Origin of the sequence: Thermobifida alba (assembly GCF_023208015.1) — a bacterium.
Taxonomy (GTDB): Bacteria; Actinomycetota; Actinomycetes; order Streptosporangiales; family Streptosporangiaceae; genus Thermobifida; species Thermobifida alba.
The window spans coordinates 4,108,560-4,130,561 of record NZ_CP051627.1; the positions used below are offsets into that span (position 1 = coordinate 4,108,560).

At 71.8% G+C, this 22,002-nt stretch carries 21 protein-coding genes; 14 read left to right on the top strand and 7 right to left on the bottom strand.

The window, feature by feature from the left end; genetic code table 11:
- Positions 1 to 7: 7 nt before the first annotated feature.
- Complete coding sequence (locus FOF52_RS18305; RefSeq protein WP_248591143.1) at positions 8 to 634, bottom strand: HD domain-containing protein; 627 nt, start codon at positions 632 to 634, stop codon at positions 8 to 10.
- 221 nt (positions 635 to 855) lie between these two features.
- Here FOF52_RS18305 and FOF52_RS18310 point away from each other — a divergent pair, with 221 nt between their 5' ends.
- Positions 856 to 2,229 (top strand): FAD-dependent oxidoreductase, encoded by a 1,374-nt coding sequence (locus tag FOF52_RS18310; protein WP_282573684.1) that lies wholly within the window; start codon positions 856 to 858, stop codon positions 2,227 to 2,229.
- Here FOF52_RS18310 and FOF52_RS18315 read toward each other — a convergent pair.
- Both FOF52_RS18315 and FOF52_RS18320 read right to left on the bottom strand, forming a co-directional pair.
- Positions 2,223 to 3,122: an alpha/beta hydrolase family protein gene (locus tag FOF52_RS18315; protein ID WP_248591144.1), complete on the bottom strand. Its 900-nt coding sequence runs from the start codon at positions 3,120 to 3,122 to the stop codon at positions 2,223 to 2,225. The genes FOF52_RS18310 and FOF52_RS18315 overlap by 7 nt on opposite strands.
- A gap of 309 nt (positions 3,123 to 3,431) precedes the next feature.
- Positions 3,432 to 4,013: a TetR/AcrR family transcriptional regulator gene (locus FOF52_RS18320; RefSeq protein WP_248593922.1), complete on the bottom strand. Its 582-nt coding sequence runs from the start codon at positions 4,011 to 4,013 to the stop codon at positions 3,432 to 3,434.
- A gap of 436 nt (positions 4,014 to 4,449) precedes the next feature.
- On the opposite strand from FOF52_RS18320, the gene add reads away from it, so the two are divergent.
- Positions 4,450 to 5,478, top strand: coding sequence for an adenosine deaminase (gene add, locus FOF52_RS18325; RefSeq protein ID WP_248591145.1), 1,029 nt, complete (start codon positions 4,450 to 4,452; stop codon positions 5,476 to 5,478).
- Between the two features lie 48 nt (positions 5,479 to 5,526).
- On the opposite strand, the gene FOF52_RS18330 is transcribed toward add, so the two are convergent.
- Entirely contained in the window at positions 5,527 to 6,669 is a 1,143-nt protein-coding gene (locus tag FOF52_RS18330; protein WP_248591146.1) for a CapA family protein, read from the bottom strand.
- Positions 6,670 to 6,933: 264 nt separating this feature from the next.
- Here FOF52_RS18330 and FOF52_RS18335 point away from each other — a divergent pair, with 264 nt between their 5' ends.
- The 9 genes from FOF52_RS18335 (at position 6,934) to FOF52_RS18375 (ending at position 15,971) form a co-directional block, all read left to right on the top strand.
- Positions 6,934 to 7,353, top strand: a complete 420-nt coding sequence (locus FOF52_RS18335; protein ID WP_248591147.1) for a Fur family transcriptional regulator — start codon at positions 6,934 to 6,936, stop codon at positions 7,351 to 7,353.
- Between the two features lie 640 nt (positions 7,354 to 7,993).
- Entirely contained in the window at positions 7,994 to 8,779 is a 786-nt protein-coding gene (locus tag FOF52_RS18340) for a chaplin (protein ID WP_248591148.1), read from the top strand.
- A gap of 225 nt (positions 8,780 to 9,004) precedes the next feature.
- Complete coding sequence (locus FOF52_RS18345) at positions 9,005 to 10,984, top strand: endonuclease/exonuclease/phosphatase family protein (protein ID WP_248591149.1); 1,980 nt, start codon at positions 9,005 to 9,007, stop codon at positions 10,982 to 10,984.
- Positions 10,985 to 11,049: 65 nt separating this feature from the next.
- Positions 11,050 to 11,850 (top strand): SURF1 family cytochrome oxidase biogenesis protein, encoded by an 801-nt coding sequence (locus FOF52_RS18350; RefSeq protein WP_344983806.1) that lies wholly within the window; start codon positions 11,050 to 11,052, stop codon positions 11,848 to 11,850.
- A 310-nt stretch (positions 11,851 to 12,160) separates the two neighbouring features.
- A complete protein-coding gene (locus FOF52_RS18355) occupies positions 12,161 to 12,733 on the top strand; it encodes a hypothetical protein (protein WP_248591151.1) in 573 nt (190 codons plus the stop codon).
- A gap of 106 nt (positions 12,734 to 12,839) precedes the next feature.
- Positions 12,840 to 13,670, top strand: coding sequence for a class I SAM-dependent methyltransferase (locus FOF52_RS18360; RefSeq protein ID WP_248591152.1), 831 nt, complete (start codon positions 12,840 to 12,842; stop codon positions 13,668 to 13,670).
- A 105-nt stretch (positions 13,671 to 13,775) separates the two neighbouring features.
- Entirely contained in the window at positions 13,776 to 14,090 is a 315-nt protein-coding gene (locus FOF52_RS18365; protein WP_248593983.1) for an SHOCT domain-containing protein, read from the top strand.
- Between the two features lie 35 nt (positions 14,091 to 14,125).
- Positions 14,126 to 14,365: a hypothetical protein gene (locus FOF52_RS18370; protein WP_248591153.1), complete on the top strand. Its 240-nt coding sequence runs from the start codon at positions 14,126 to 14,128 to the stop codon at positions 14,363 to 14,365.
- A gap of 256 nt (positions 14,366 to 14,621) precedes the next feature.
- On the top strand, positions 14,622 to 15,971 hold the full coding sequence (locus tag FOF52_RS18375) for a pectate lyase family protein (protein ID WP_248591154.1): 1,350 nt from the start codon (positions 14,622 to 14,624) through the stop codon (positions 15,969 to 15,971).
- A gap of 139 nt (positions 15,972 to 16,110) precedes the next feature.
- Here the strand turns inward: FOF52_RS18375 and FOF52_RS18380 are convergent, their stop codons facing one another.
- Both FOF52_RS18380 and FOF52_RS18385 read right to left on the bottom strand, forming a co-directional pair.
- The gene (locus tag FOF52_RS18380; RefSeq protein WP_248591155.1) at positions 16,111 to 16,800 is read right to left on the bottom strand and encodes a class I SAM-dependent methyltransferase; all 690 of its coding nucleotides are present in this window, start codon (positions 16,798 to 16,800) and stop codon (positions 16,111 to 16,113) included.
- A gap of 36 nt (positions 16,801 to 16,836) precedes the next feature.
- On the bottom strand, positions 16,837 to 17,799 hold the full coding sequence (locus FOF52_RS18385) for an alpha/beta hydrolase (protein WP_248591156.1): 963 nt from the start codon (positions 17,797 to 17,799) through the stop codon (positions 16,837 to 16,839).
- A gap of 191 nt (positions 17,800 to 17,990) precedes the next feature.
- Here FOF52_RS18385 and purQ point away from each other — a divergent pair, with 191 nt between their 5' ends.
- Genes purQ through purL form a run of 3 tightly spaced genes read left to right on the top strand, consistent with a single transcriptional unit; the run spans position 17,991 to position 21,552 of the window.
- Positions 17,991 to 18,698: a phosphoribosylformylglycinamidine synthase subunit PurQ gene (gene purQ, locus FOF52_RS18390; RefSeq protein ID WP_248591157.1), complete on the top strand. Its 708-nt coding sequence runs from the start codon at positions 17,991 to 17,993 to the stop codon at positions 18,696 to 18,698.
- 36 nt (positions 18,699 to 18,734) lie between these two features.
- Positions 18,735 to 19,211: a hypothetical protein gene (locus FOF52_RS18395; RefSeq protein ID WP_248591158.1), complete on the top strand. Its 477-nt coding sequence runs from the start codon at positions 18,735 to 18,737 to the stop codon at positions 19,209 to 19,211.
- Positions 19,212 to 19,251: 40 nt separating this feature from the next.
- Complete coding sequence (purL, locus tag FOF52_RS18400; RefSeq protein WP_248591159.1) at positions 19,252 to 21,552, top strand: phosphoribosylformylglycinamidine synthase subunit PurL; 2,301 nt, start codon at positions 19,252 to 19,254, stop codon at positions 21,550 to 21,552.
- Positions 21,553 to 21,641: 89 nt separating this feature from the next.
- Here the strand turns inward: purL and FOF52_RS18405 are convergent, their stop codons facing one another.
- Positions 21,642 to 21,827, bottom strand: a complete 186-nt coding sequence (locus tag FOF52_RS18405) for a hypothetical protein (RefSeq protein WP_248591160.1) — start codon at positions 21,825 to 21,827, stop codon at positions 21,642 to 21,644.
- Positions 21,828 to 22,002: the final 175 nt, after the last annotated feature.

Consider the following 22,002-nt stretch of genomic DNA (forward strand, 5'->3'; position numbering starts at 1 on the left):
CGGACGGTCAGCCCCGGCCGAGGTAGCCGCGCCGCTCGGCGTCGTCGACCAGCGCCAGTGCGTAGGCGCCCAGGGGCTTCGACCCCTCGGCGATGAGTTTCACGTTCTCCAGCACGTCGTCCTTGGAGACCCTGAACTGCTGCCACATGGCGCCCTCGGTGTGCCAGTTGGCGAGCAGCGGCGAGAGGCGGTCGACGGCCCGGGCGAACCGCGCCTCGGGGGTCTTGCGCTCCTCGAACTCGTCCCACAGGCTCCGCGCCCAGGCGGCCTGGTCCTCGGGCAGCAGCGCGAAGATGCGGTCCGCGGCGGCCCGTTCCCGCTCGGCCTGCGAACGGACGGCAGCACGGTCGTAGACGAAGGTGTCCCCGGCGTCGATCTCCACGATGTCGTGGACGACCAGCATGTTCACCACGTGATCGATGTCGGTGCCCTCGGGGGCGTACTCGGCGAACACCCGGGCGAGCACCGTCACGTGCCAGGAGTGCTCGGCGGAGTTCTCCCGACGGGCCCCGTCGATGAGCAGGGAACGGCGCAGGACGCGCTTGAGTTTGTCGACCTCCAGGACGAACCGGAGTTGGGAAGTGAGCCGTTCATGGTCGATACCGCTGGTGAACACCGGCGCCGGCTCGGTCACGTGAGTCGCCCTCCTAGAACTTGTCACACGCGAGCCCCACGGGAAGACGCCCGTTCCGAACGGGCGTCCAGCGAGGAGAGTAGCCGCAGCGTGGGGGACACCAGGTGATTATTCATCACGGTGACGGAGGCCAGCGGAGGGATGTCCGCTCCTGCATCGGGGAAGTGGGGACTCCAGGCGAGGGGCACGCTGACGGGGAGACGACCGGGAGGGGAGACACCGTGGAGCGAACGGTGAACGGCGGCCGACGACTGGTCGTCATCGGCGGGGACGCCGCGGGGATGAGCGCCGCGGCACAGGCGCGCCGCGTCGGCCCCGAGGACCTGGAGATCCTCGCGGTGGAGCGCGGCAGCGTCACCTCGTACGCGGCGTGCGGCCTGCCCTACCTGGTCGCGGGGATCGTGCCGAGGCCGGAGGACCTGATCGTCCGCACCCCGGAGACCTTCGAGCGGGACTTCGCGATCCAGGTGCGCACCCGGACCGAGGCCACCGACATCGACCTGCGGGCGCAGCGGGTCCACACGGTCGACGCGGCGGGACGGGAGCGGGAGGAGCCGTACGACTTCCTCGTGATCGCCACCGGGGCCGTGCCGAACCGCCCGGACCTGCCGGGAAGCCGCGCGGAGGGGGTCTTCGGAGTGCAGACCCTCGACGACGGGGTCAGGCTCCGCGGTTATCTGGAGGAGCACCGGCCGAGCCGCGCCGTGGTCGTGGGGGCCGGGTACATCGGTCTGGAGATGGCCGAGGCGTTCCTCATCCACGGCATGGCGGTCACCGTGCTGGAGGCGGGGCCCGAGCCGATGGGCACCCTGGACGAGGACATGGGCGCGCTGGTGCGCGAGGGGATGGTCCGCGCGGGGGTGGACTTCCGGCCGTGGACGCGGGCGATCGGCTTCGAGACCGACCGGGGCCGGGTGAGCGCTGTGGTGACCGAGGACGCCGCCCACCCCGCGGGCGTGGTGGTGTTGGGTCTGGGAACGCGACCCGACAGCGCACTGGCCCGGTCGGCCGGACTGCGGATCGGGTCGACCGGGGGTGTCGCGGTGGACCGGCGCATGCGGACCTCGCAGGAGAACGTGTGGGCGGCCGGGGACTGCGTGGAGACCTTCCACCGGGTCTCGCGTGCGCCGGTGGCGATCGCGTTGGGGACGCACGCCAACAAGCAGGGCCGGGTCGCCGGGACCAACATCGGCGGCGGGTACGCGAGCTTCGGCGGGGTCGTGGGCACCGCCGTCACCAAGATCTGCGGTCTGGAGGTGGGACGCACCGGGCTGAACGAGGCCCAGGCGCGGGCCGCCGGTTTCGAGTTCGAGTCGGTGGCCGTGGACTCCACCACCCGCGCCGGGTACTTCCCCGGGGCGCTGCCGATCACCGTGAAACTGCTCGCGGAACGGCGCACCGGCCGCCTGCTGGGCGGTCAGGTCGTCGGCGGCGAGGGGGCCGCCCACCGGGTGGACGTGCTGGCCACCGCGCTGTGGAACGGGATGACGGTGGAGGAGGTCGCCGGGATGGACCTCTCCTACGCGCCGCCGTTCTCCCCGACGTGGGACCCGGTGCTGATCACCGCGCGCAGACTCGCCGAACGCGCCTACTGATCCTCCGACGCCGACCGCGGGGCCGGCGGGACGGCGGCCGGGGGGTCGGCGACCAGGTGGGTGTGGAACCACTCGGCGAGGGCGCGGTCGGCCAGCACGGTGCCGGGGGTGGGCGGAGCGGGGTCCAGTCCGGGTTCGGGGCCCAGCGCGTGGGCGAGGTCGGGCACCACGATGTGCCGCAGGGTGTGCGGCCGGTGGTGGGAGGCCAGGGCGTCGTGCAGCAGGCGGCCGTGGCCGGGGCGGATGACCTCGTCCTGTTCGCCGTTGACGATGAGCAGCGGCGTCCGCGGCCTCCGGGAGGCCAGTTCCTCGGCCCGTTCGGTGAAGTCCAGCCAGGTGGCGATCTCGCGGGACCGGTCGTTCCACTCGTAGGCGACGCCGAGGTGGCGTTCCCGGGCCGCGAGCACCTGCGCCGGGTCGATCACGGGATTGACCACGCCCACCGCGTCGACGGGCAGGTCGCTCTCGGCGAGGGCGAGGAACACGGCGGCTCCGCCCGCGCCGACCCCCAGCAGGCCCAGGGGGGCCTCGGGGACCGGGAAGGAGCGGCGCAGTTCGGCGACTGCCCGGGGCAGTTCGGCGGCGGCCTGCTCCACGACGGGGCCGTACAACCGGGACAGGTAGTCCTCCTGGCCGAGGCGGTTGACCTCGGGGACTCCGCCCTCGGGAAGCCGGTGGCCGAAGAGGGGGAGCCCGAGGTAGAACCTCCAGGCGGGCAGTCCGAACAGCGGCAGTGTTCCGGCGAGGGCGGATTCACTGCGCGGGGGTTCGAAGGCGTGCAGGCCGACGACCATCGGCGCGGGCCGGGCCGGGTCGGGCGGCGGGAACGCGAGATAGGGCACTCCGGCGGCGATCCCGGTCAACGGTTCGGCAAGTGTGCTGTCGGCTACCACTGAGAGTTCCTCCCCTGTTCAGACGCGCTTCGCCGACCGAGGGGGACAGGCGTGCCGGCGCGTTGCGAACCTCGTGGTGTGAAGCGGATGAAAGGGCTGTGGACGAGAACGGCCGTCGAAGGAGTCGGGATGGCCGTCCGGGGGCGGACGAGTCGCCGTTCCGCATCGGGGAGCGGCTCGCACGCCATTGTCGCGGACCGTCGGCTGGACCGCGGTCGGAGGGACAGCGGCACAGGATGGTGTCGGCCGAATGGCGAACAGTCATTTTAGCGGTGCTTTGCCGGCTTCTTCGCCCTTGTGGGGAATGTCCTAGTTTTCCGGTTCTGTCGCGAAAAGCTGCTCCAGGTAGCTGCGGACCAGCAGTTTGGCCGCGGAGACGAGACGGGGGTCGCCGTTGGGGTCCTCGCGGAAAGCCATTTTGAGCACCGCGTCCGCGGCCTCGACCGAGACGAGGGCCGCGAGGTCAAGCTTCTCACTCCGGACCGCTCCGGCGGCGGAAATCAGCAGGTCGCGCAGGCGTGTCGCGATGACCTTGTTGTTCTCGCGACTGGAGTCCAGCAGTCGGGGGTCGACCACGTCGCCGAAGTGCAGACTGCGGAACCCCGGCTCCTGGCGGTGCATGGTGACGTACTCGTCGATGATCGCGTCGACGGTCTCGGTCCAGTGGTCGAAGTCCTGCTCCGCGATCCGCTGGGCGATCCGCGCGCTGAAGACGTCCAGATAACGCAGGCCCAGCGCCTGGGTGATCGCCTTCTTGTCGGGAAAGAACTGGTAGACCGAACCGATGGCGACCCCGGCGCGTTCGGCGATCTTGGTCGTGGTCAGCTCGGCGTACCCGCCCTCGTCCAGGAGTTCCGCACAGGCGTCCAGCATGCGCTGCACCCGGGCCATGCTGCGCTGCTGCGCGGGAAGGCGGCGCAGCGGCGCGTGGGCGAGGAAGGGGGTGGTGAGGACGGCCGGCCCGCTCCGGGGGGAGCGGTCGGACGGTTCCTCCGCCGTGCCGGGACCGGGACGGGGAGGTGGGGTGGGGGGCGAGGATGAGGAAGATCGGGAATCGGTGGTCACGATCTCTGTGATGCCTTTCTTGATTGCTTGGTTATGTACTATTCCGACTCCCGGGTATGGATGGTCCGTTTCATGAATTTTGGCCACTTGTGGCCGTGGTGATCATCGATTCTTTCGAATGCCTCGATGTCCGGATATCGCAAAAGAGGCGGTCCTGATCCCCACGACCGGTCGGGAGCTTCCCGGAGCGCGGACATCCGCGCAGTTCGGCTCGGGGAGCAGGGCGGCTGGGCAGCGGTTTCCGGTCCGATAGCGTCAAACCGTGAAGCCCTTCAGCCCCCCGGTCGAAAGATTCATCCAGGACCTGCCGAAGGTGGAACTCCACGTCCACCTCGAAGGGTCGATGAGCCCGCCGGTCTTCCTGCGGCTCGTCGAGAAGCACGGGATTCCCGGACTCCCGAGAACCCCCGAGGAAGTGGCGGCCCACTACGAGTTCCGCGACTTCGCCCGCTTCATCGAGGTCTACGTCGCCTCGGTGCGGGTGCTGCGCGACGAGGAGGACTTCGCGCTGCTCACCGTGGACGCGGCGCAGCGGCTCGCCGCCCAGAACGTCCGCTACGCCGAGGTGCACATCAGCCTCTACAACCACCTGTCCCGCGGCATCCCCGCCGCCGTGGTCTTCGCGGGAGTGGAACACGGGCGGCGGGAGGCCGAACGCCGCCACGGCATCAGGCTGCGCTGGATTCCCGACTTCCCCGGCGACTACGGGGCGGAGGCCGGGGAGCAGACGCTGGACGCGGTGCTCGCCGACGGTCCCCCCAGCGTCGTGGGCTTCGGCGTGGGCGGAGTGGAGGTCGACCGGGCCCCCTTCCGGGAGGTCTACGACCGGGCCCGGGCCGCCGGGCTGCACAGCCTGCCGCACGCGGGGGAGACCGGCGGGCCGCAGAACGTGTGGACGGCGCTCACCCTCCTGGGCGCCGAGCGCATCGGGCACGGCATCGGCAGCATGGCGGATCCGCGTCTGGTCGACCACCTGGGCAGCGAGCGCATCCCGTTGGACGTGGCGCCCACGTCCAACGTGCGCACCCGGGCGGTCGCCGACATCGCGGAGCACCCGTTGCCGCGCATGCTGGAGGCGGGCCTGGTGGTCACCCTGAACTCCGACGACCCGCCCATGTTCGGCACCGACCTGGTGAACGAGTACCGGACCGCCTACGCGCTCGGTCTGGACCTGCCGGACCTGGCCCTGCTGGCCCGCAACGGGGTCGCGGCCTCCTACCTCGACGCCGCGGCCAAACGCGAGTTGGCCGCACAGGTCGACGCGGTCCTGGCGGCCGCGCGGCGGGGGTGAGGGTCGGCTCCGGAGGACGGCCGGGACGCACGGCGCGCCCCGGCCGGCTCAGACGGCCGGCTCGCCGGGTTCGGCGGTCAGGTTGATCCCGCTGCACTGCTCCCGGTAGCCCTCGAAGCTCGCCACGCCCTGGGCGACGGCGGACTCGTCCTCGTGCAGGATCGGGATGCCGCCCTGGATCTGGCCGGGCAGCCACTCGTCGTCGACGATCTCGTCGCCCTGGAGGGTGAGGCGGAGCACACCGGTCTCGGCGGTGGGGCCGTTGAAGTTGTAGAAGACGAAGTTGCCCAGACCGTAGTGCACGTAGGCATCGCCCATGTACCCGCCCGGACTGACCACGTGCGCGTGCCCGCCCACCACGGCGGTGGCGCCGGCGTCGATGAGCTGCCGGGCGAGGTCGGGGGCGTGCGGCAGCGGGCAGTGGTCGCCCTCCAGGCCCCAGTGCAGGAACACGATGACGGCGTCGGCCTCGGCGCGGGCCTCCTCGACGGCCCGGAGCGCGTGGGGCAGCATCTCGCCCTTGGTGGAGGCCAGGCCGGGTTTGCCCTCGCCCGCGGTCCACTCGGGGATCAGGTGGTCGTCCAGCACGTCGGTGGCGCCGATGATGGCCAGGGTGTTCCCGTTGACCTCGAAGAACTCGGGCTCGTAGGCCTCGGCGAGGTCGCGGCCCGCCCCGATCACCGGGAAGCCCGCGGCCTCGGCGTTGTCGAGGGTGTCGAGCAGGCCGTCGGTCCCGTAGTCCATGCCGTGGTTGTTGGCCACGGTCACCACGTCGATCCCGGCCGACTCCAGGGCGGTGAAGGCGGTGGCCGGGGCGCGGAACACGAACTGCTTGCCGGGCGCGGGGGTGCCGCCGTCGGTGACGGCGGTCTCCAGGTTGACCACGCTGACATCGGCCTCCTGGAAGACTTCGGCGACCGGTCCCATCGCGGTGGCCGGATCGGCGTCCAACCGCTGTCGGAGCATTCCTTCGAACATGACGTCACCGCCGATCGCGACGGTGTACGGCTCCTTGGGGGGTTCGGCGGAGGCGGACGGCGAGGGTTCGGCGGCGGTGTCGGGCCGGTCCGCGGCGGCGGGCTCCTCGGAGTCCGACCCGCAGGCCGTGGCGAGGAGGGCCGTGGTCAGCAGCAGCGCACCGAAGCGGAGCGGACGACCGTGAGGGAGGAACGTCGGGGAAAGCGGGGTCACACGTGTCTCCTGAGAGGCTGGTTCGGCCGACATGGGTAGGACGCGGGGAGCGGGCCGACCGTTGTGAGAAGCTCGGGTGATGAATCTGATTTGTTACATATGTCGGACTTGGCGTCGTCAAAACGCACCAGTGCCGCTACCAAGAGTAGCGATGTCGCGACGGAGGGTCGGGCACCCTGGGGCAAGCCGGCGACATGCTGCACAATAAAATTGATGTATTCGTTTTCTTGATCAATTCCAGGTAGTTCCCTGGGGTGTGGAGCCATGGACGACGCCGTTTCCCTCCGTGCGGCCGGGCTGCGGGTGACCGCCGCCCGCCTGGCGATCCTCGACGCGGTCCGCCAGGGGAACCACCTGGACGCCGACCGCGTGGCGCGCGCTGTCCGGGAGCAGGTCGGACACGTGTCGACCCAGGCGGTCTACGACAGCCTGCACGCTCTCACCGCGGCCGGACTGCTGCGCCGCATCGAACCCGCCGGCTCCCCCGCACGGTACGAGACCCGTGTGGGAGACAACCACCACCATCTGGTCTGCCGCGCCTGCGGTGAGGTGACCGACGTCGACTGCGTGGTGGGGGAGGCCCCGTGCCTGACGCCGTCGCAGGCGCACGGCTACGCCGTCGACGAGGCCGAAGTGGTGTTCTGGGGGACCTGCCCCGCCTGCCAGTCGGCGCGGCGGGACTGACCACCTGCCCGACCGGGCTGGTTCCGCGCCGTGGGCGCCCCGGCCCGGGAACACCGGCCGCGCCGACGCCCCCGGTCGTGTTCCGGTTCCCGAGGGCACCGGCGGCCCGGGAGGCGCGTCGTCAAGTGCTGGACCGGAGTCCGCTCCGATCCGGTGGGCGGCGCTGTCGAGAACCGTGATTTCGGTTTTCCGGGCGATTTGCCCCAAACCTGGGAAAGTCCCTCCTCCGCTGTAGTTGCGGATGATTTCCGGCATTCCCTCCAAAGAGGGCGGTTGCCGGTCCGTTGTGGGGAACTCGGCGACATACGTGCTGGTGAGAGAGGTTCTGGCGGAATACGGGGATGTTTCGGGGAAGGCGGGGAGAAAAATCTCCCGGCCGTCCCGTGAAATCTTCAAAAGCTCCCTCGGAAACCCTCACGGAAACCCAACGAGCTGCTAACGTTGCGGTCTGTCAGCGGCCCTGAGTGGACCATGCTCTTTTCTGGTGGGTCCACCGTCGACCGGTCAGGTCGCCCCCGCCGCTGGAAAGACAACCTCAAGCTTTGGATGTCGGGCCGTGGTTCACCGATCCCGCTCACGGTGACTCTTTGTGCTCTGTCATTCGCTCCGGGTAGCAGTTAGCGAAAGGTCATACCGGAACATGCGTAAGACGATGCTCGCCTCGACCGCCGTGCTCGTGACAGGGCTGGCGGCCGGGATCGCCTCCCCCGCCGCTGCGGACCAGATCGCCAGCGGCAACACCATCACCATTCCGGTGGACGTCGCCCTCGACGTCTGCGGCAACACCATCACCGCTGTCGGCGACGCCGAGGCCGCGTGCCAGAAGTTCATCGAAGCCCTCCAGGAGTCGTCCGGCGCGGAGGCCGACACGAGCCAGTCGGGGGAGGGCGACAGCCTCGCCAGCGACAACACCATCACCATTCCGGTGGACGCCGCCCTCGACCTCTGCGGCAACACCGTCGCCGTCCTCGGCGACCCGGCCGGAGCCTCCTGCACCACCGTCGTCGAGGCGCTGCAGGAGGCGTCCGACGACTCCGGGAGCCAGGAGATCCGCCAGGAGAGGGGAGAGGCCGGCGGCTCCGGTGACAGGATCCTCAGCGGCAACGAGGTCAACGTCCCGGTCGACGCCGACGTCGACGTCTGCGGCAACGCGGTCGCCGTCCTGGGCTCCGGCGGGGCCGAGTGCGAGGAGCGGACCCAGGTGACCGAGGAGACGGGGACCGAGGAGACCGAGGCTCCCCGCAGGGACGCGGAGAAGCCCGCCGAGGACGCCGAGGCCCCGGTGAACACCGCGTCCAACGACCGCACCCTTCCGGTGACCGGTGCGGCCCTCGGCGGTCTGGTCGCCGCCGCGGTCGCCGCCCTCGGCGGTGGCGGCGCGGCCATGTACCTCGCCCGCCGGAAGAAGGCCGCGGCCAAGAACTGAGTTTCGTCCCCTCCGAATTCCGTGCCCCCCGGCCATCGGCCGGGGGGCACGTGCCATGTTCGGGAAAGGCGAGATTCGTCACCATTGGGGCACGGGAAGTGACTTGGAATTTCCAGTGACATAAGACACAATTTCTCTGCTGGACGGGGGAGTTCGGGGGGTCTGACCAGGAGAAGAACTCTTATGGGCGCTCCAAAGAGCTGTGCTGACCGTGGACTCGTCCCCGTGGTGACGATCGGAGTCGGAGTCTGGCTTCTCCTCGACATCCTCCGGGTGTGGCTCCCGTCGCTGATCACGATCTTCGGCCAGGCCGGGACGACACCACCGCAGGCCCCCGGGCTCTTCGCGCTCGGCTGGTTCCTGACTCCCCTGCCGGTGTTGTTCCTGCGTTCCCTGTCCGCCAGGAGCAAGACGGCCGAACAGTCCGCCCGGCTTCCGCTGGACCTGTGGTTCGCGATCCTGCTGGGCGCGGTGCGACTGGCGCTCCAGGCCGCCGACGGAGAGCAGTTCCAGCTGTACGCGGCCTCCGTCGGAGTCTTCGCGGGACTGACCTGGCTGGCCACGATCGTCGTGCGGACGAGGCGCTCCCTGCTGCGCGGGGTCGCGTGCGGCATCGCCCTGGCCACTCTCACCCACGCCGCCCTCGGCACCTACGCGGCGGTGTGGCGTCCGGGAGTGCTCGGCTGGGCGGTCGCGGCCGCGCAGGTCCTGCTGTTCGGCTGGATGCTGACCAGGACACCCCGGCTCACCCGGGACGACCTCGACGGACAGGCCGCGGACCCGGTGCTGTGCCTCCTGCTGCCGCCCGCGCTGCTGATCGCCGGCACGGTCACGGCCTCGCCGGCCAGAGCCGAGGCGGCCGTCGGCTGGCCGGACGGCTGGGCCGCGGCGCTCGTCGCGGTCGCGGTGGCGGTGGCCGCCGTCGTCGCCGGAGCGTCCGCCACCCCCGGACGCACGCCGCTCCTTCCCGGAGTGGCACTGGTCGCCTCGGTCGCCGTCGCGCTCTTCGCCACCACGGTGCACGAGGGGGTGCCCGGGCTGCTGCCGCCCTACGCGGTCGTCGCCCAGGCGGTGGGGGCGGTCGCCCTCGTCGCCTGCCTGGTCTGGGCCGACTGGCCGGGAGCGCGGGGACGCTCCCCCCGGGCCACCAACGCCGGCCTGGCCGTGTTCTGCGGCAACCTCGTCTTCCTGGGGGGCCTCTTCGGCTACTACGCCGGCTACGACCTGGGCTACCGCGCCGACGCCCTGCTGGTGGCCGTGGCGCTGCTGATCGCCGTGGTGGCGACCGCGCACGGACGGCTCAAGGACCGCGACTCGGGCAGCCGGGTCCGCCGGTCCGTGTTCTACCGCTGGCCGGGAGCGGTGCTCGCGACGGCCGCGGCGGTCGCGGCCGCCCTCCTCCCGCAGTTCGTCGCGGTGCACGCGATCCCCCCGCCCCTCTACAGCATCGGCCGGGGCAACGCCGACGAACTGCGGGTGGTCTCCTACAACCTGCGCATGGGGTACGGCATCACCGGCACCTACGACATCGAGGGGGCGGTCAGGACCATCCAGCGGGCCGACCCCGACGTGGTCCTGCTCAGCGAGGTGGACCGGGGCTGGTTCCTCAACGGGGGACAGGACACCCTGAGCGTGCTGGCCGCGGCGCTCGACATGCAGGCCGTGTTCGCCCCCGCCGCCGACCAGGTCTGGGGCGACGCCGTACTGACCCGGCTGCCGATCGTGGAGACCGTCGGCCACCCGCTGCGCTCCTACGGCGCCCCGATCGGTGCGCAGGCACTGTCCGTGGTGGTCCAGCACGGCACCACCGAGATCGAGGTGATCGCCACCCATCTGCAACCGTCCGCCGTCGAGTCGGACACCGAGCCGGGCAAGGAGCCGACCATGCAGGCCGCGGACCTGGCCGACATCGTCATCGAACGCGCGGGGCAGGGACGCCCCATCGTCGTGGGCGGCGACTTCAACTTCGCGCCGAACGGCGTGGCCTGGCGGGAGATGGAACGCGCCGGACTCTACGACGCACTGTTCCGGGTGCGTCCCTCCCCCACCTTCCCGGCCGAGGACCCGGAGCAGGAGATCGACCACATCTTCGCCACCGGCGGCCTCGACCGGAAGCAGGGCGCGGTACTCGACGCCCCCTACTCGGACCACCTCGCCGTCATGGCCGTGCTGCGGGTGGAACGGCCCGCGGTGTACGGGACCTGAGGGCCGCCGGGCGAAGCGGTCGGGCCGGTGCGGAAGACCGGCGGCGGTCCCCTAGCCTCGATGGTGTGCTTCGTGTCCTGACCTCACCTCGGATGTTGGCCTTCCACGCGCTGCTGCTCGTGGTGGTGCCCTCGTTCATCGCCCTGGGCTTCTGGCAGTACGGACGTGCCGAGGACAAAGCCGCGGCGGTCGAGCAGCAGGAGAGCAACCTCGCCGCGGACCCGGTGCCGATCGACGAGCTGACCTCGGTCGGCGGCGAGGTCGCCCGCGAGGACCGCTGGCGGCGGGTCACCGTCACGGGGACCTACGACGCGGGGCGGGAGCTCCTGGTGCGCAACCGGAACGGCTCCGGCGGGGTCGGCATGCACGTCCTCACCCCCCTGGTGACCGAGGACGGCACCGCGGTGCTGGTCAACCGGGGCTGGGTGGCACAGCCGCCCACCGCGACCGCGCGCCCCGAGGTGCCGCCCGCCGCAGAGGGGAAGGTCACGGTGGTCGGACGGCTGCAGCTCTCGGAGACCCCCGAGAACACCGGGATCCGCCCCCGGGACGGCCTCCCCGAAGGGCAGATCATGCTCATCGACGTGGCCGCCATCGCCGAGGACCTGCCCTACGACCTGTACGAGGGGTACGTGGAACTGGTCGAGGAGACCCCGGCGCCGGCGGCCGCGCCCGAACCGGTCGAGGTGGCCGAGGTCGACACGGGGATGAACTTCTCCTACGCGGTCCAGTGGTGGGCCTTCACCGTCATCGCGGTCGGCGGATGGGTCTTCCTGATCCGCCGCGAACTCCAGGAGGCGGCCCAGGACGCGTCCGTGCCGCGGGAGGAGTCGTCCGCCGCGTCCGGCCCCGTCTCCCGGACCTGACCGGGACCGGCGCGTCCGGCCGGTGGACGCCGCGCCGCGAAGGACCTTCGTCGGGGATCGGACAGGGGAGAAACCCCAGGAAGGAGCGTTCGGCCCGGGACCTCGGTCAGCGGGGCGGCGGTGGCCGCCGTTTCCGTGTTCGGTGGAAACGTGCTGGTCAGCACGGACGGACACGGCTCCGCGCCATCAGCCGGGACGGCCGGCTCCGATGACCTTCCGCGCCGCTCCCCCGTACCGGAGTCCCTGGCGGCCCCGGGGGAGCAGGCGTTGACTGGAGCCACCACCGGTCCCCCACGAAAGGGTGTGTGCGATGTCGGAGAAGGCCACCGAGGTTCGGACGATCCCGCCCCCCGCCCGCGGCGACCGCGCGCCGGCCGGTCCCCGCCCCGTGGTCGCCTCGTCCGCGGCGCGGGGTGTCCTCGCCGCGGTCCGGCTGTCGATCGGCTGGATCTTCCTCTGGGCGTTCCTGGACAAACTGTTCGGCCTCGGCTTCGCCACCCCGGCGGAGGGCGCCTGGGTCAACGGCGGCAGCCCCACCGAGGGGTACCTGACCAACGCCGTGTCGGGGCCCTTCGCGGAGCTCTACCGGTCCTTCGCGGGCGCGCTCTGGGCCGACGTCCTCTTCATGGCCGGTCTGCTGGGGATCGGAACGGCGCTGCTGCTCGGCATCGGGATGCGCGTCGCCGCGGCCACCGGAGCGCTCCTGCTCGTGCTGATGTGGACCGCTGTGCTGCCTCCGCAGACCAACCCCTTCATGGACGACCACATCGTCATGGCGCTCACCGTCGTCCTCCTCGCGCTGACCGACGCGGGCGACACCGCCGGCCTCGGCGGCTGGTGGAGCCGTCTGGGGATCGTGCGCCGACTGCCGGTGCTGCGCTGACGCCCGCCCGGCGGGGCGGCGCCGCACGGTCCGCCGGGCCGGAACGGGACCGCACGACGGCTGTGCGGTCCCGTTCCCGCGGCGGCGCCGGTGCGAGGATGGGGGCATGACCGACGACCTGAGCACCGCGACCGTCGAGCGGATCGCGCGTAGACCGGCCGACGCGGGGGAGAGCGCGCGGGCCAGCAGACTGTGGTGGGAGCGCGCGGCCGACGAGTACCAGGACGAGCACGGCGAGTTCCTCGGCGACGCCGAGTTCGTGTGGGGACCCGAGGGACTGACCGAGCGGCAGGCGCGGCTGCTGGGGGCCCCGGCGGAGCTGGTGGACCGGAGGGTCCTGGAGATCGGCTGCGGCGCCGGGCAGTGCGGCCGGTGGCTGCGCGACCAGGGGGTGGCCGAGGTGGTCGGGATCGACGTGTCCGGGCGCCAGCTCCGGCACTCGCGCCGCATCGACGAGGCCACCGGGTGCGCGCTGCCCGTCGTGCAGGCCGACGCCCAGCGGCTGCCGTTCGCCGACGCCGCGTTCGACGTGGTCTGCTCGGCCTACGGCGCCTTCCCGTTCATCCCGGACGCCCGCGCCGCGCTGGCGGAGGCCGCCCGGGTGCTGCGTCCGGGCGGGCGGCTGGCGTTCTCGGTCAGCCACCCGATCCGCTGGTGCTTCCCCGACGACCCGGGGGAGGAGGGGCTCCGGGCCCGTGACTCCTATTTCGACCGCCGCCCCTACGTGGAGGAGGACGGGCAGGGGCGCGCGCTGTACGTGGAGGCCCACCACACGATCGGCGACTGGGTGCGCGCCGTCACCGGGGCCGGGCTGCTGCTCCGCGACATCGTCGAACCCGAGTGGCCCGAACACCACACCCGGACGTGGGGCGGCTGGAGCCCGCTGCGGGGCCGCATCCTGCCGGGCACCGCGATCTTCGTCGCCGACCGCCCGTAGCGGTCCCTCCCCAGGGGCCTCCGGGAGCGGCCGGGGCAGCCGGGGCGGGGCCCGTGCTCCGGCCGACGGAGGTGTGCTCCGCCGACGTGCGGGTAGCGGTGGGCGGTGACACGGTCGGACGTCGGGAGGGACGCGGACGGCATGGGCGGAGTGGAGTTCGGGCTGCTGCTGATGGCGTTGCTGGGCGTGGTCGTGCCGGTGGGGGTCATCCTCGCGGTCGTGGCGGTGCTGTGGCACGCGCAGCGGTCCGCCGAGCGGCAGGTGCGTTCGCCGGAGTACCGGAAGCGGCGGTGGCTGGAGAGCGACTCGCTCGTCCAGGACCTGGACCGGCGGTTGGCCGAGGGGGAGATCGACCGGCGGGAGTACGAGCGGCTCCGGGCGAGGTACCGCGTCGAGGCACACCGGGCGTCCGGCGCGTGAGGACCGAGGGGCCAGGCGGACAGGGAGGAGCGGTCATGGGGGTCATCCGCGCCGAGCACGTGGAGGAGCTGCTGCGTTCGGTTGACGCCGAGGCGGTGCTCGTGGTCCGGGGCGGTGCGGTCGAGGTCGTCCCGCGCGCCAGGCTCGGCGACCCCGGGTACCGGGGGGCGCTTGAGGTGGTGAGCCGCGGGGAGCTGGAAGGACGGACCGCCGGGCGGGACCCGGCCGCCCTGGCGCGCAACCTCGACACGGCGGTGGCGGGGCTGGGCGGCTGACGGCGGGAGGTCCTGACACCGCGGGGTCCGCGTGGGGCGGGAGCATCCCGGTCGGCACGATGGGTAAGGGCTTTCCTCTGTGGAGGCAAGGGGTGCTCGGGAAAAGCTCCACGATTCCGGCGTTGGGGGCGTGGTGGACTGTTGACACTGCGCTCTTTTTGTGACTACTGTCACGGCAAGCGCTTTCCAGAGCGATCCCCACACCCGCCGCCCCACCCTTCCTCCGCTTCCCCCACCGGGCGGCAAGGAGAGTCCCATGCGAAGAGTTGTCACCCTCGGCGTCACCCTCGCGCTGCCGCTCACGCTGGTCGTCCCGGGCAGCGCCCTGGCCCGTCCCCACCACCATCCCGGAGTGTCCCCCAAGGCCGAGCGGATCGCCCGCGAGGTGCTCGCCCCCAACGACGGCTGGGCCGCACACGGCACCGGCACCACCGGGGGCTCCGCGGCCGACGCCGACCAGGTCCACGTCGTCGACAGCTACGCCGCACTGCGTGCGGCGCTGGACGGCGGCCGCCACAACGACACCCCCAAGATCGTCTTCCTCAAGGGGCGGATCGACGCCAACACCGACGCCCAGGGCAACCGGCTCACCTGCGACGACTACGCCGACCCCGAATACGACCTGGACGCCTACCTGGCCGCCTACCACCCCGACGTCTGGGGGTGGGACACCGAGCCGTCCGGACCCCTGGAAGAGGCCCGGGAACGCTCCTACCAGAACCAGCGGGAACAGATCGTCTTCGAGGTCGGCTCCAATACCACCATCATCGGCCTCGGCGACGACGCCGCACTGGTCGGCGCGCAGATGATGGTGGAGAGCGTCGACAACGTCATCATCCGCAACATCTCCTTCGAGACCGCCCAGGACTGCTTCCCCCAGTGGGACCCCACGGACGGCGCCGAGGGCAACTGGAACTCCGAGTTCGACGGGATCTCGGTGCGCCGCTCCACGCACGTGTGGATCGACCACAACGAGTTCAGCGACGGCGACGTGCTCGACCGCGACCTGCCCGAGTACTTCGGCCGCGAGTTCCAGGTCCACGACGGCCTGCTGGACATCACCCACGGCTCCGACCTGGTCACCGTCTCCTACAACGTGCTGCGCGACCACGACAAGACCATGCTGATCGGCAGCACCGACTCACCCACCCACGACGTCGGCAAGCTGCGGGTCACCCTGCACCACAACCGCTGGGAGAACGTGCTGCAGCGCGCCCCCCGCGTCCGCTACGGGCAGGTGCACGCCTACAACAACCACTACGTGGTCCCCGCCACGCCTGAGGGGGAGAAGACCTACCAGTACTCCTGGGGCGTGGGGATGGAGTCGTCGCTGTACGCGGAGAACAACTACTTCGACATCGACCCGTCCGTCGACTTCTCCCAGGTCGTCGCCTACTGGAAGGGCACGCGGATGTACGAGACGGGAAGCTACGCCAACGGCCGCTCCCGGCACCACCGGACCAGCTTCCTGGAGGCGTACAACGCGGTGCACACCCCGGCCATCGAGAACCGGGCGACCTGGGAGCCCCAGCTCCACGGCCGGATCGACCCGGCCCAGTCGGTGCCGGCGAAGGTGCGCACGGCGGGCGTCGGCTGCCTCCTCTGACCCTCCCCGGCGGTGACTCCGCGTCCCCGAGCGGAGCCCGCCGCCACGGCTCGTCCCCGTCCCCTCCTCCCACACTCCGCGGGGAACGCAGCCCCCGACGGCCCCGGCGTCCTCGGACGCCGGGGCCGTCGCCGTCCGGTCAGTCCAGTGGCTTGCGCAGGTGGTGGATCCAGGCCGGGGGAAGGTTGCGGTACACGTGCTCCCGGTCCACCGCGTACCGGTTCACCCACTTCTGCACCTCCCAGCCGGACTGCACCTGGCGCAGGTAGTCGTCGAGCGGGGCGATGACCGCCTTCACCTGCTTGGTGTACAGGTAGCCGAAGAAGGACAGGTGGCCGCCGGGCCGCAGCACGGTGAAGTAGTACTCCATGATCGTGCGGACCTCGTCGGCGGTGAAGTTGGCGAACGGCAGCCCGGAGATGATCACGTCGAACCGGCGGTCCGTGCCAAGGTCGGTGACCAGCGCCTGGTGGATGGTGACGCGGTCGGCGACCGGCACGAACACCGGGTCGTGCTTGACCAGCCCGGTCAGGTGCTCCACGAACACCGGGTTGGGTTCGACCATGTCGAAGGTGTCGCCGGGGCGCATGCGCGCGGCGACGGCGCGGGAGACCGGACCGGTTCCGGGGCCCGCCTCCAGGATGGTGACGGGGGAGTTCGGGTCCTCCCGCCGGGTGACGTAGCGGGCCAGCGAGTTGGCCAGCGCCGTCCCGCTGGGTGTGACGGCGCCCGTGGCGCGGAACGTCTGCACCGCCTGCCGGAGAAAGAGGCCGCTGTCCCGGATGAACCCGGGTAGCGGGGAGGGCTGGGGGTCACGGTTGGCTGCCATGACTGCACGCTACTGCCCGAGGGGGTAAGACGGGAGTCAACCGGCCCGCCGTGTCGCGCCGATCGTGTCCCGCAGGGTGGCGACGACCAGGAGTTCGGCCTGACGGCCGGGGGGAAGCAGCGACCCCAGGCCGAACATTCCGTGGAAGCCGCCGTTGATCCGCACGGTGGTGGCCGGGACCCCGGCGGCCGCCAGCGCCCGGGCGTAGGCCTCGGCCTCGTCGCGCAGCGGGTCGAAGTCGGCGCTGACCACCAGGGCGGGCGGGGCGCCGGACAGGTCGGCCGCGCGGATGGGGGAGGCGCGGAAGTCCTCGGCGTCGGCGGGATCGGCCAGGTACTGTCCGGCGAACCAGCGCATCCCCTCGGAGGTGAGGAAGTAGCCCTCGCCGTTGTCGATCCGGGACGGGTAGGGGGTGTCCTCGGACACCGGGTAGCCGCTCAGGTCGGTCACCGGGTAGATCAGCACCTGCGCGGCGAGCTGTGGGCCGCCGTCCCGGGCCAGCAGGGCGACCACCGCGGCGAGTCCGCCGCCCGCGCTGTCCCCCACGACCGCCAGCCGGGCGGGGTCCACGCCCAGGTCCGCCGCGTGGTCGGCGACCCAGCGGGTGGCCGCGAAGGCGTCCTCGACGGCCGCCGGGAACCGGTGCTCGGGGGCCAGCCGGTAGTCCACCGCGATCACGGCGGCCCCGCTCTCCGCCGCGAGCAGTCGGGCCACGTGGTCGTGGGTGTCGAGGTCGCCGACGACGTAGCCGCCGCCGTGGAGGAACACCGCGCAGCCCGTGGCGGGACCGTCCGGCGCCGGATGGTAGAGCCGGACCGGGACGGCGCCCGCGGGGGAGGGCACGGCGAGGTCGCGCACCAGGGCGACGTCGGCTCCCACGACTCTGCGGTCGCGCCGCGAGGAGCGCAGCAGCACGGCGTCCACCCCGACGGCGCCGGGCCGGGGGGAGGAGGCGGTGAGTTCGTCGATGAACCGGCGGGTCTCCGGACTGAGCGGCATGGGGGCGGACCTTCCGTCGAGGGACATCCAGACGATAACCGCCCAGCCCGGGCGGTCCCTTGGTGACGTGGTGCGGGGAAAGCGCCACGACCGCCACCCCGCGCAGCGGGTAGTCTCGTAGATGGTCGAGCTGTTCGGGACGAGACTCGGCCCAGGCCTTGCTCCCATCGACATTTTCGGAGAGTGCCCATATGGCTGCCCCTCGTGTGGGCGTCGTCACCTTCCCCGGTTCCCTTGACGACAGGGACGCCGCGCGCGCGGTGCGGATCGCCGGCGCCGAACCCGTCTCCCTGTGGCACGGCGACGCCGACCTCAAGGGCGTCGACGCGGTCGTACTGCCCGGCGGCTTCTCCTACGGCGACTACCTGCGCTGTGGGGCCATCGCCCGGTTCGCGCCGATCATGACCGAGATCGTGCCCGCCGCCCGGTCCGGAAACCTCCCGGTCCTGGGCATCTGCAACGGGTTCCAGATCCTGTGCGAGAGCCACCTGCTGCCCGGTGCGCTGACCCGCAACTCCTCGCGGCACTTCCTCTGCCGCGACCAGCTGCTGCGCGTGGAGGCCGCCGACACGGCCTGGACCGGCGGCTACTCCCCGGGCCAGGAGATCCTCATCCCGCTCAAGAGCGGAGAGGGCAACTACGTGGCCGACCCGGAGACCCTCGCCGAGCTCAAACGCGACGGGCGCGTGGTGGTGCGCTACGTCGACGCCGCGCCCAACGGCTCCACCGACGACATCGCCGGGGTCACCAACGAACACCGCAACGTGGTGGGGCTCATGCCGCACCCCGAGCACGCCGTGGAGGCGCTGACCGGTCCGTCGACGGACGGTCTCGGCTTCTTCACCTCCATCCTGGCCCACCTGACCGGCGGTGCTCCGGTGCCCGCGGCCGCCGGCTGACCACGCCCGCCCGGAGGGCTCGGGGATGATGTCTCGATGATGGCGCTGCTGCGGTCCAGGAGGGTCCAGGCCGGTCTGGCGGTGGCGGGGGTGCTCGCGCTGCTGGGCACGATGGTCGTCACCCTGCTGTACCAGCCGTGGGCCTCCGACAGCGCCCCGCCCGCGCCCCCGGCCGCACCGTCGGTGGAGGCCCTGGGGGCGGCTCCCGAGGGAGTGACCTACACCGACCTCGGCCAGCAGTGCACCCCGCAGGAGTGCTACCGCCCGGTCGCGGTCACCGCCGCGGGGCTCGACGCCGAGGAGGCAGTCGAGACGGTCTACACGCACCTGCTCGACCAGGGGTGGGGGCGCCTGCTGCCCGAGGGGGAGACCGACCCCGAGAAGGTGCCCTACGCCGAGTCGGCGCTCAGCGACGGCGCGGTCATGGTCCAGGGCAGCCTGGAACCCTATGTCGAGGGCACCACCGCCGGACTGCTGCTGGCGCACCTCGTGCCGCCGTCCCCCGCTTCCTGAACTCCGATCCGCTCCGCTTCCCGAACGGAAAACAGCACGTATGTCTGAAGAACCCCGGTTCGACACGGTCGCCAAGGCGGCGGCCACCCCGGACCTGCCGCAGCCCTACGCCGAACTCGGCATGAAGGACGACGAGTACGCGCGGGTCCGCGAGATCCTCGGCCGCCGTCCCACCTCCGCCGAGTTGGCCATCTACTCGGTCATGTGGAGCGAGCACTGCTCCTACAAGAGTTCCAAGGTCCACCTCCGGCAGTTCGGGGAGAAGGCCCCCGAGAGCGACGTGCTGCTGGTCGGCATGGGCGAGAACGCGGGAGTGGTGGACGTCGGCGACGGCTACGCGGTCACCTTCAAGATCGAGTCGCACAACCACCCCTCCTACGTGGAGCCGCACCAGGGCGCGGCCACCGGTGTGGGCGGCATCGTGCGCGACATCCTCACCATGGGCGCACGCCCGGTCGCGGTCATGGACGCGCTGCGGTTCGGCCCCGTCGACGCCCCCGACACCCGGCGGGTGCTGCCGGGCGTGGTGTCGGGCATCTCCTTCTACGGCAACTGCCTGGGCCTGCCCAACATCGGCGGTGAGATCGGCTTCGACGCCGGATACTCCGGCAACCCGCTGGTCAACGCCCTGTGCGTGGGGGTGCTCAAGCACGACGACATCAAGCTCGCGCAGGCGCCCGGCCCGGGCAACCACGTCGTGCTGTTCGGTGCGACCACCGGCCCCGACGGCATCGGCGGCGCGTCCGTCCTGGCCAGCGCCAGCTTCGACGACGAGAGCGAGGCCAAGCGGCCCAGCGTCCAGGTCGGCGACCCGTTCATGGAGAAGCTGCTCATCGAGTGCAGCCTGGAGCTGTACGCCCGGGATCTCGTGGTGGGCATCCAGGACCTGGGGGCGGCGGGCGTCTCCTGCGCGACCACCGAACTCGCGGCGGGCGGCACCGGAGGCATGCGCATCGACCTGGACCGCGTCCCGCTGCGCGACCCTCGGCTGACGCCCGAGGAGATCCTGATGAGCGAGTCGCAGGAGCGGATGATGGCGATCGTCGAGCCCGCCAAGCTCGACGAGTTCCTGGCCGTCTGCGCCAAGTGGGACATCCTGGCCAGCGTGATCGGCGAGGTCACCGACGTCACTCCGGAGGAGGACGCGCGCGGCGGACGGCTGGTCATGACCTGGCGCGGCGAGACGATCGTGGACCTGCCGCCGCGCACCGCCGCCGACGAGGGCCCCGTCTACGAGCGGCCCATCGCGCGCCCCGCCGACCAGGACGACCTGCTGGCCGCCGACCCCGCCGCGCTGCCCCGCCCCGAGGGCGACGACCAGCTGCGCGACCAGGTGCTGCGGGTGCTGTCGTCGCCCGGCATCTGCGATCCGAGCTGGATCACCAGCCAGTACGACCGGTACGTGATGGGCAACACGGTGCTGGCCGCGCCGCACGACGGCGGCATGATCCGCATCACCGACGACAGCGACCGCGGGGTGGCGCTGGCCACCGACGGCAACGGCCGCTACACCCGCCTCGACCCCTACACCGGCACCCAGCTGGCCTACGCCGAGGCGTACCGCAACGTCGCGGCCACCGGCGCCCGCCCCATCGCGGTCACCAACTGCCTCAACTTCGGCTCCCCCGAGGACCCCGCGGTGATGTGGCAGTTCGCCGAGGCCACGCGGGGCCTGGCGGACGCCTGCCAGGCGCTGGGGACCCCGGTGACCGGCGGCAACGTCAGCTTCTACAACCAGACCGGCAGCACCGCGATCAATCCGACCCCGGTGATCGGCGTGCTCGGTGTCATCGACGACGTGCACAAGCGGTTGACCAGCGCGTTCAGCCACGAGACCGAGGGCTCCGCGGTCTTCCTGCTCGGGGAGACCCGACCGGAGCTGGGCGGTTCGGCGTGGGCCGACGCCATCCACGGGCACCTGGGCGGCCGGCCGCCCAGGGTCGACCTCGACGCCGAGGCGGCGCTGGGCCGGGTGCTGGTCGACGGCGCGGCGGCGGGGGTGCTGGCGTCGGCGCACGACGTCTCCGACGGCGGCCTGGCGGTGGCACTCGCCGAGTCCTGCCTGCGCGGCGGCGTCGGCTGCGAGGTCGACCTCGGTGAGGACGCGTTCACCGCGCTGTTCAGCGAGTCCGCGGCGCGCGCGGTGGTGAGCGTGCGGCCGGAGCACGAGGGCGCCCTGGCGGACCTGTGCGCCGAGCACGGGGTCACGGCGGCGCGGATCGGCACGGTCGGCGGATCCGCGCTGAGCATGACGCACCGCGACGGCCGCATCAGCATCGAGCTGACGGAGCTGCGCACCGCCTACGAGTCGACGCTGCCCGCCGTCTTCGGCGGCGAGTGACCGCGGTCCGGCCCGGCCCCCGCCGAGTCGGGGCCGGGCCGGAGTCTGTACGCCGTGCGGACCGGTGCCGGACGGGTGCCCGGCCGGTCCTACTCGCTCCGCTCGTTCTGGACGGCCTCGCGGTCGGTGGCCGGGACTCCCTGGTCGTCGACCAGGGGTTCGGGTTCGCGGTCCTCCCGGGCCCGTGTGGGGCCGCCGCTCTTGAGCGCCCCGTCGACTTCCTGTTTGAGGTCCTCGTCGATCCGGGGACCGTGCTTGTCGCTGCCGCGCTCCATGAGGGGCGTCTCCCTTCCGCCTCCTGAACCGGCTGGACCCACCGCACTACCCCAGCTCGGGAACGGGAAACGCGCACGTCACCGCTGACCTCCGGGGGTGGTGCCCCCCGGGGGGCACCACCCCCGGACTAACTCCCCGGACAGGGGTTCCTTACCTGGCGCATGCCCCACCCGG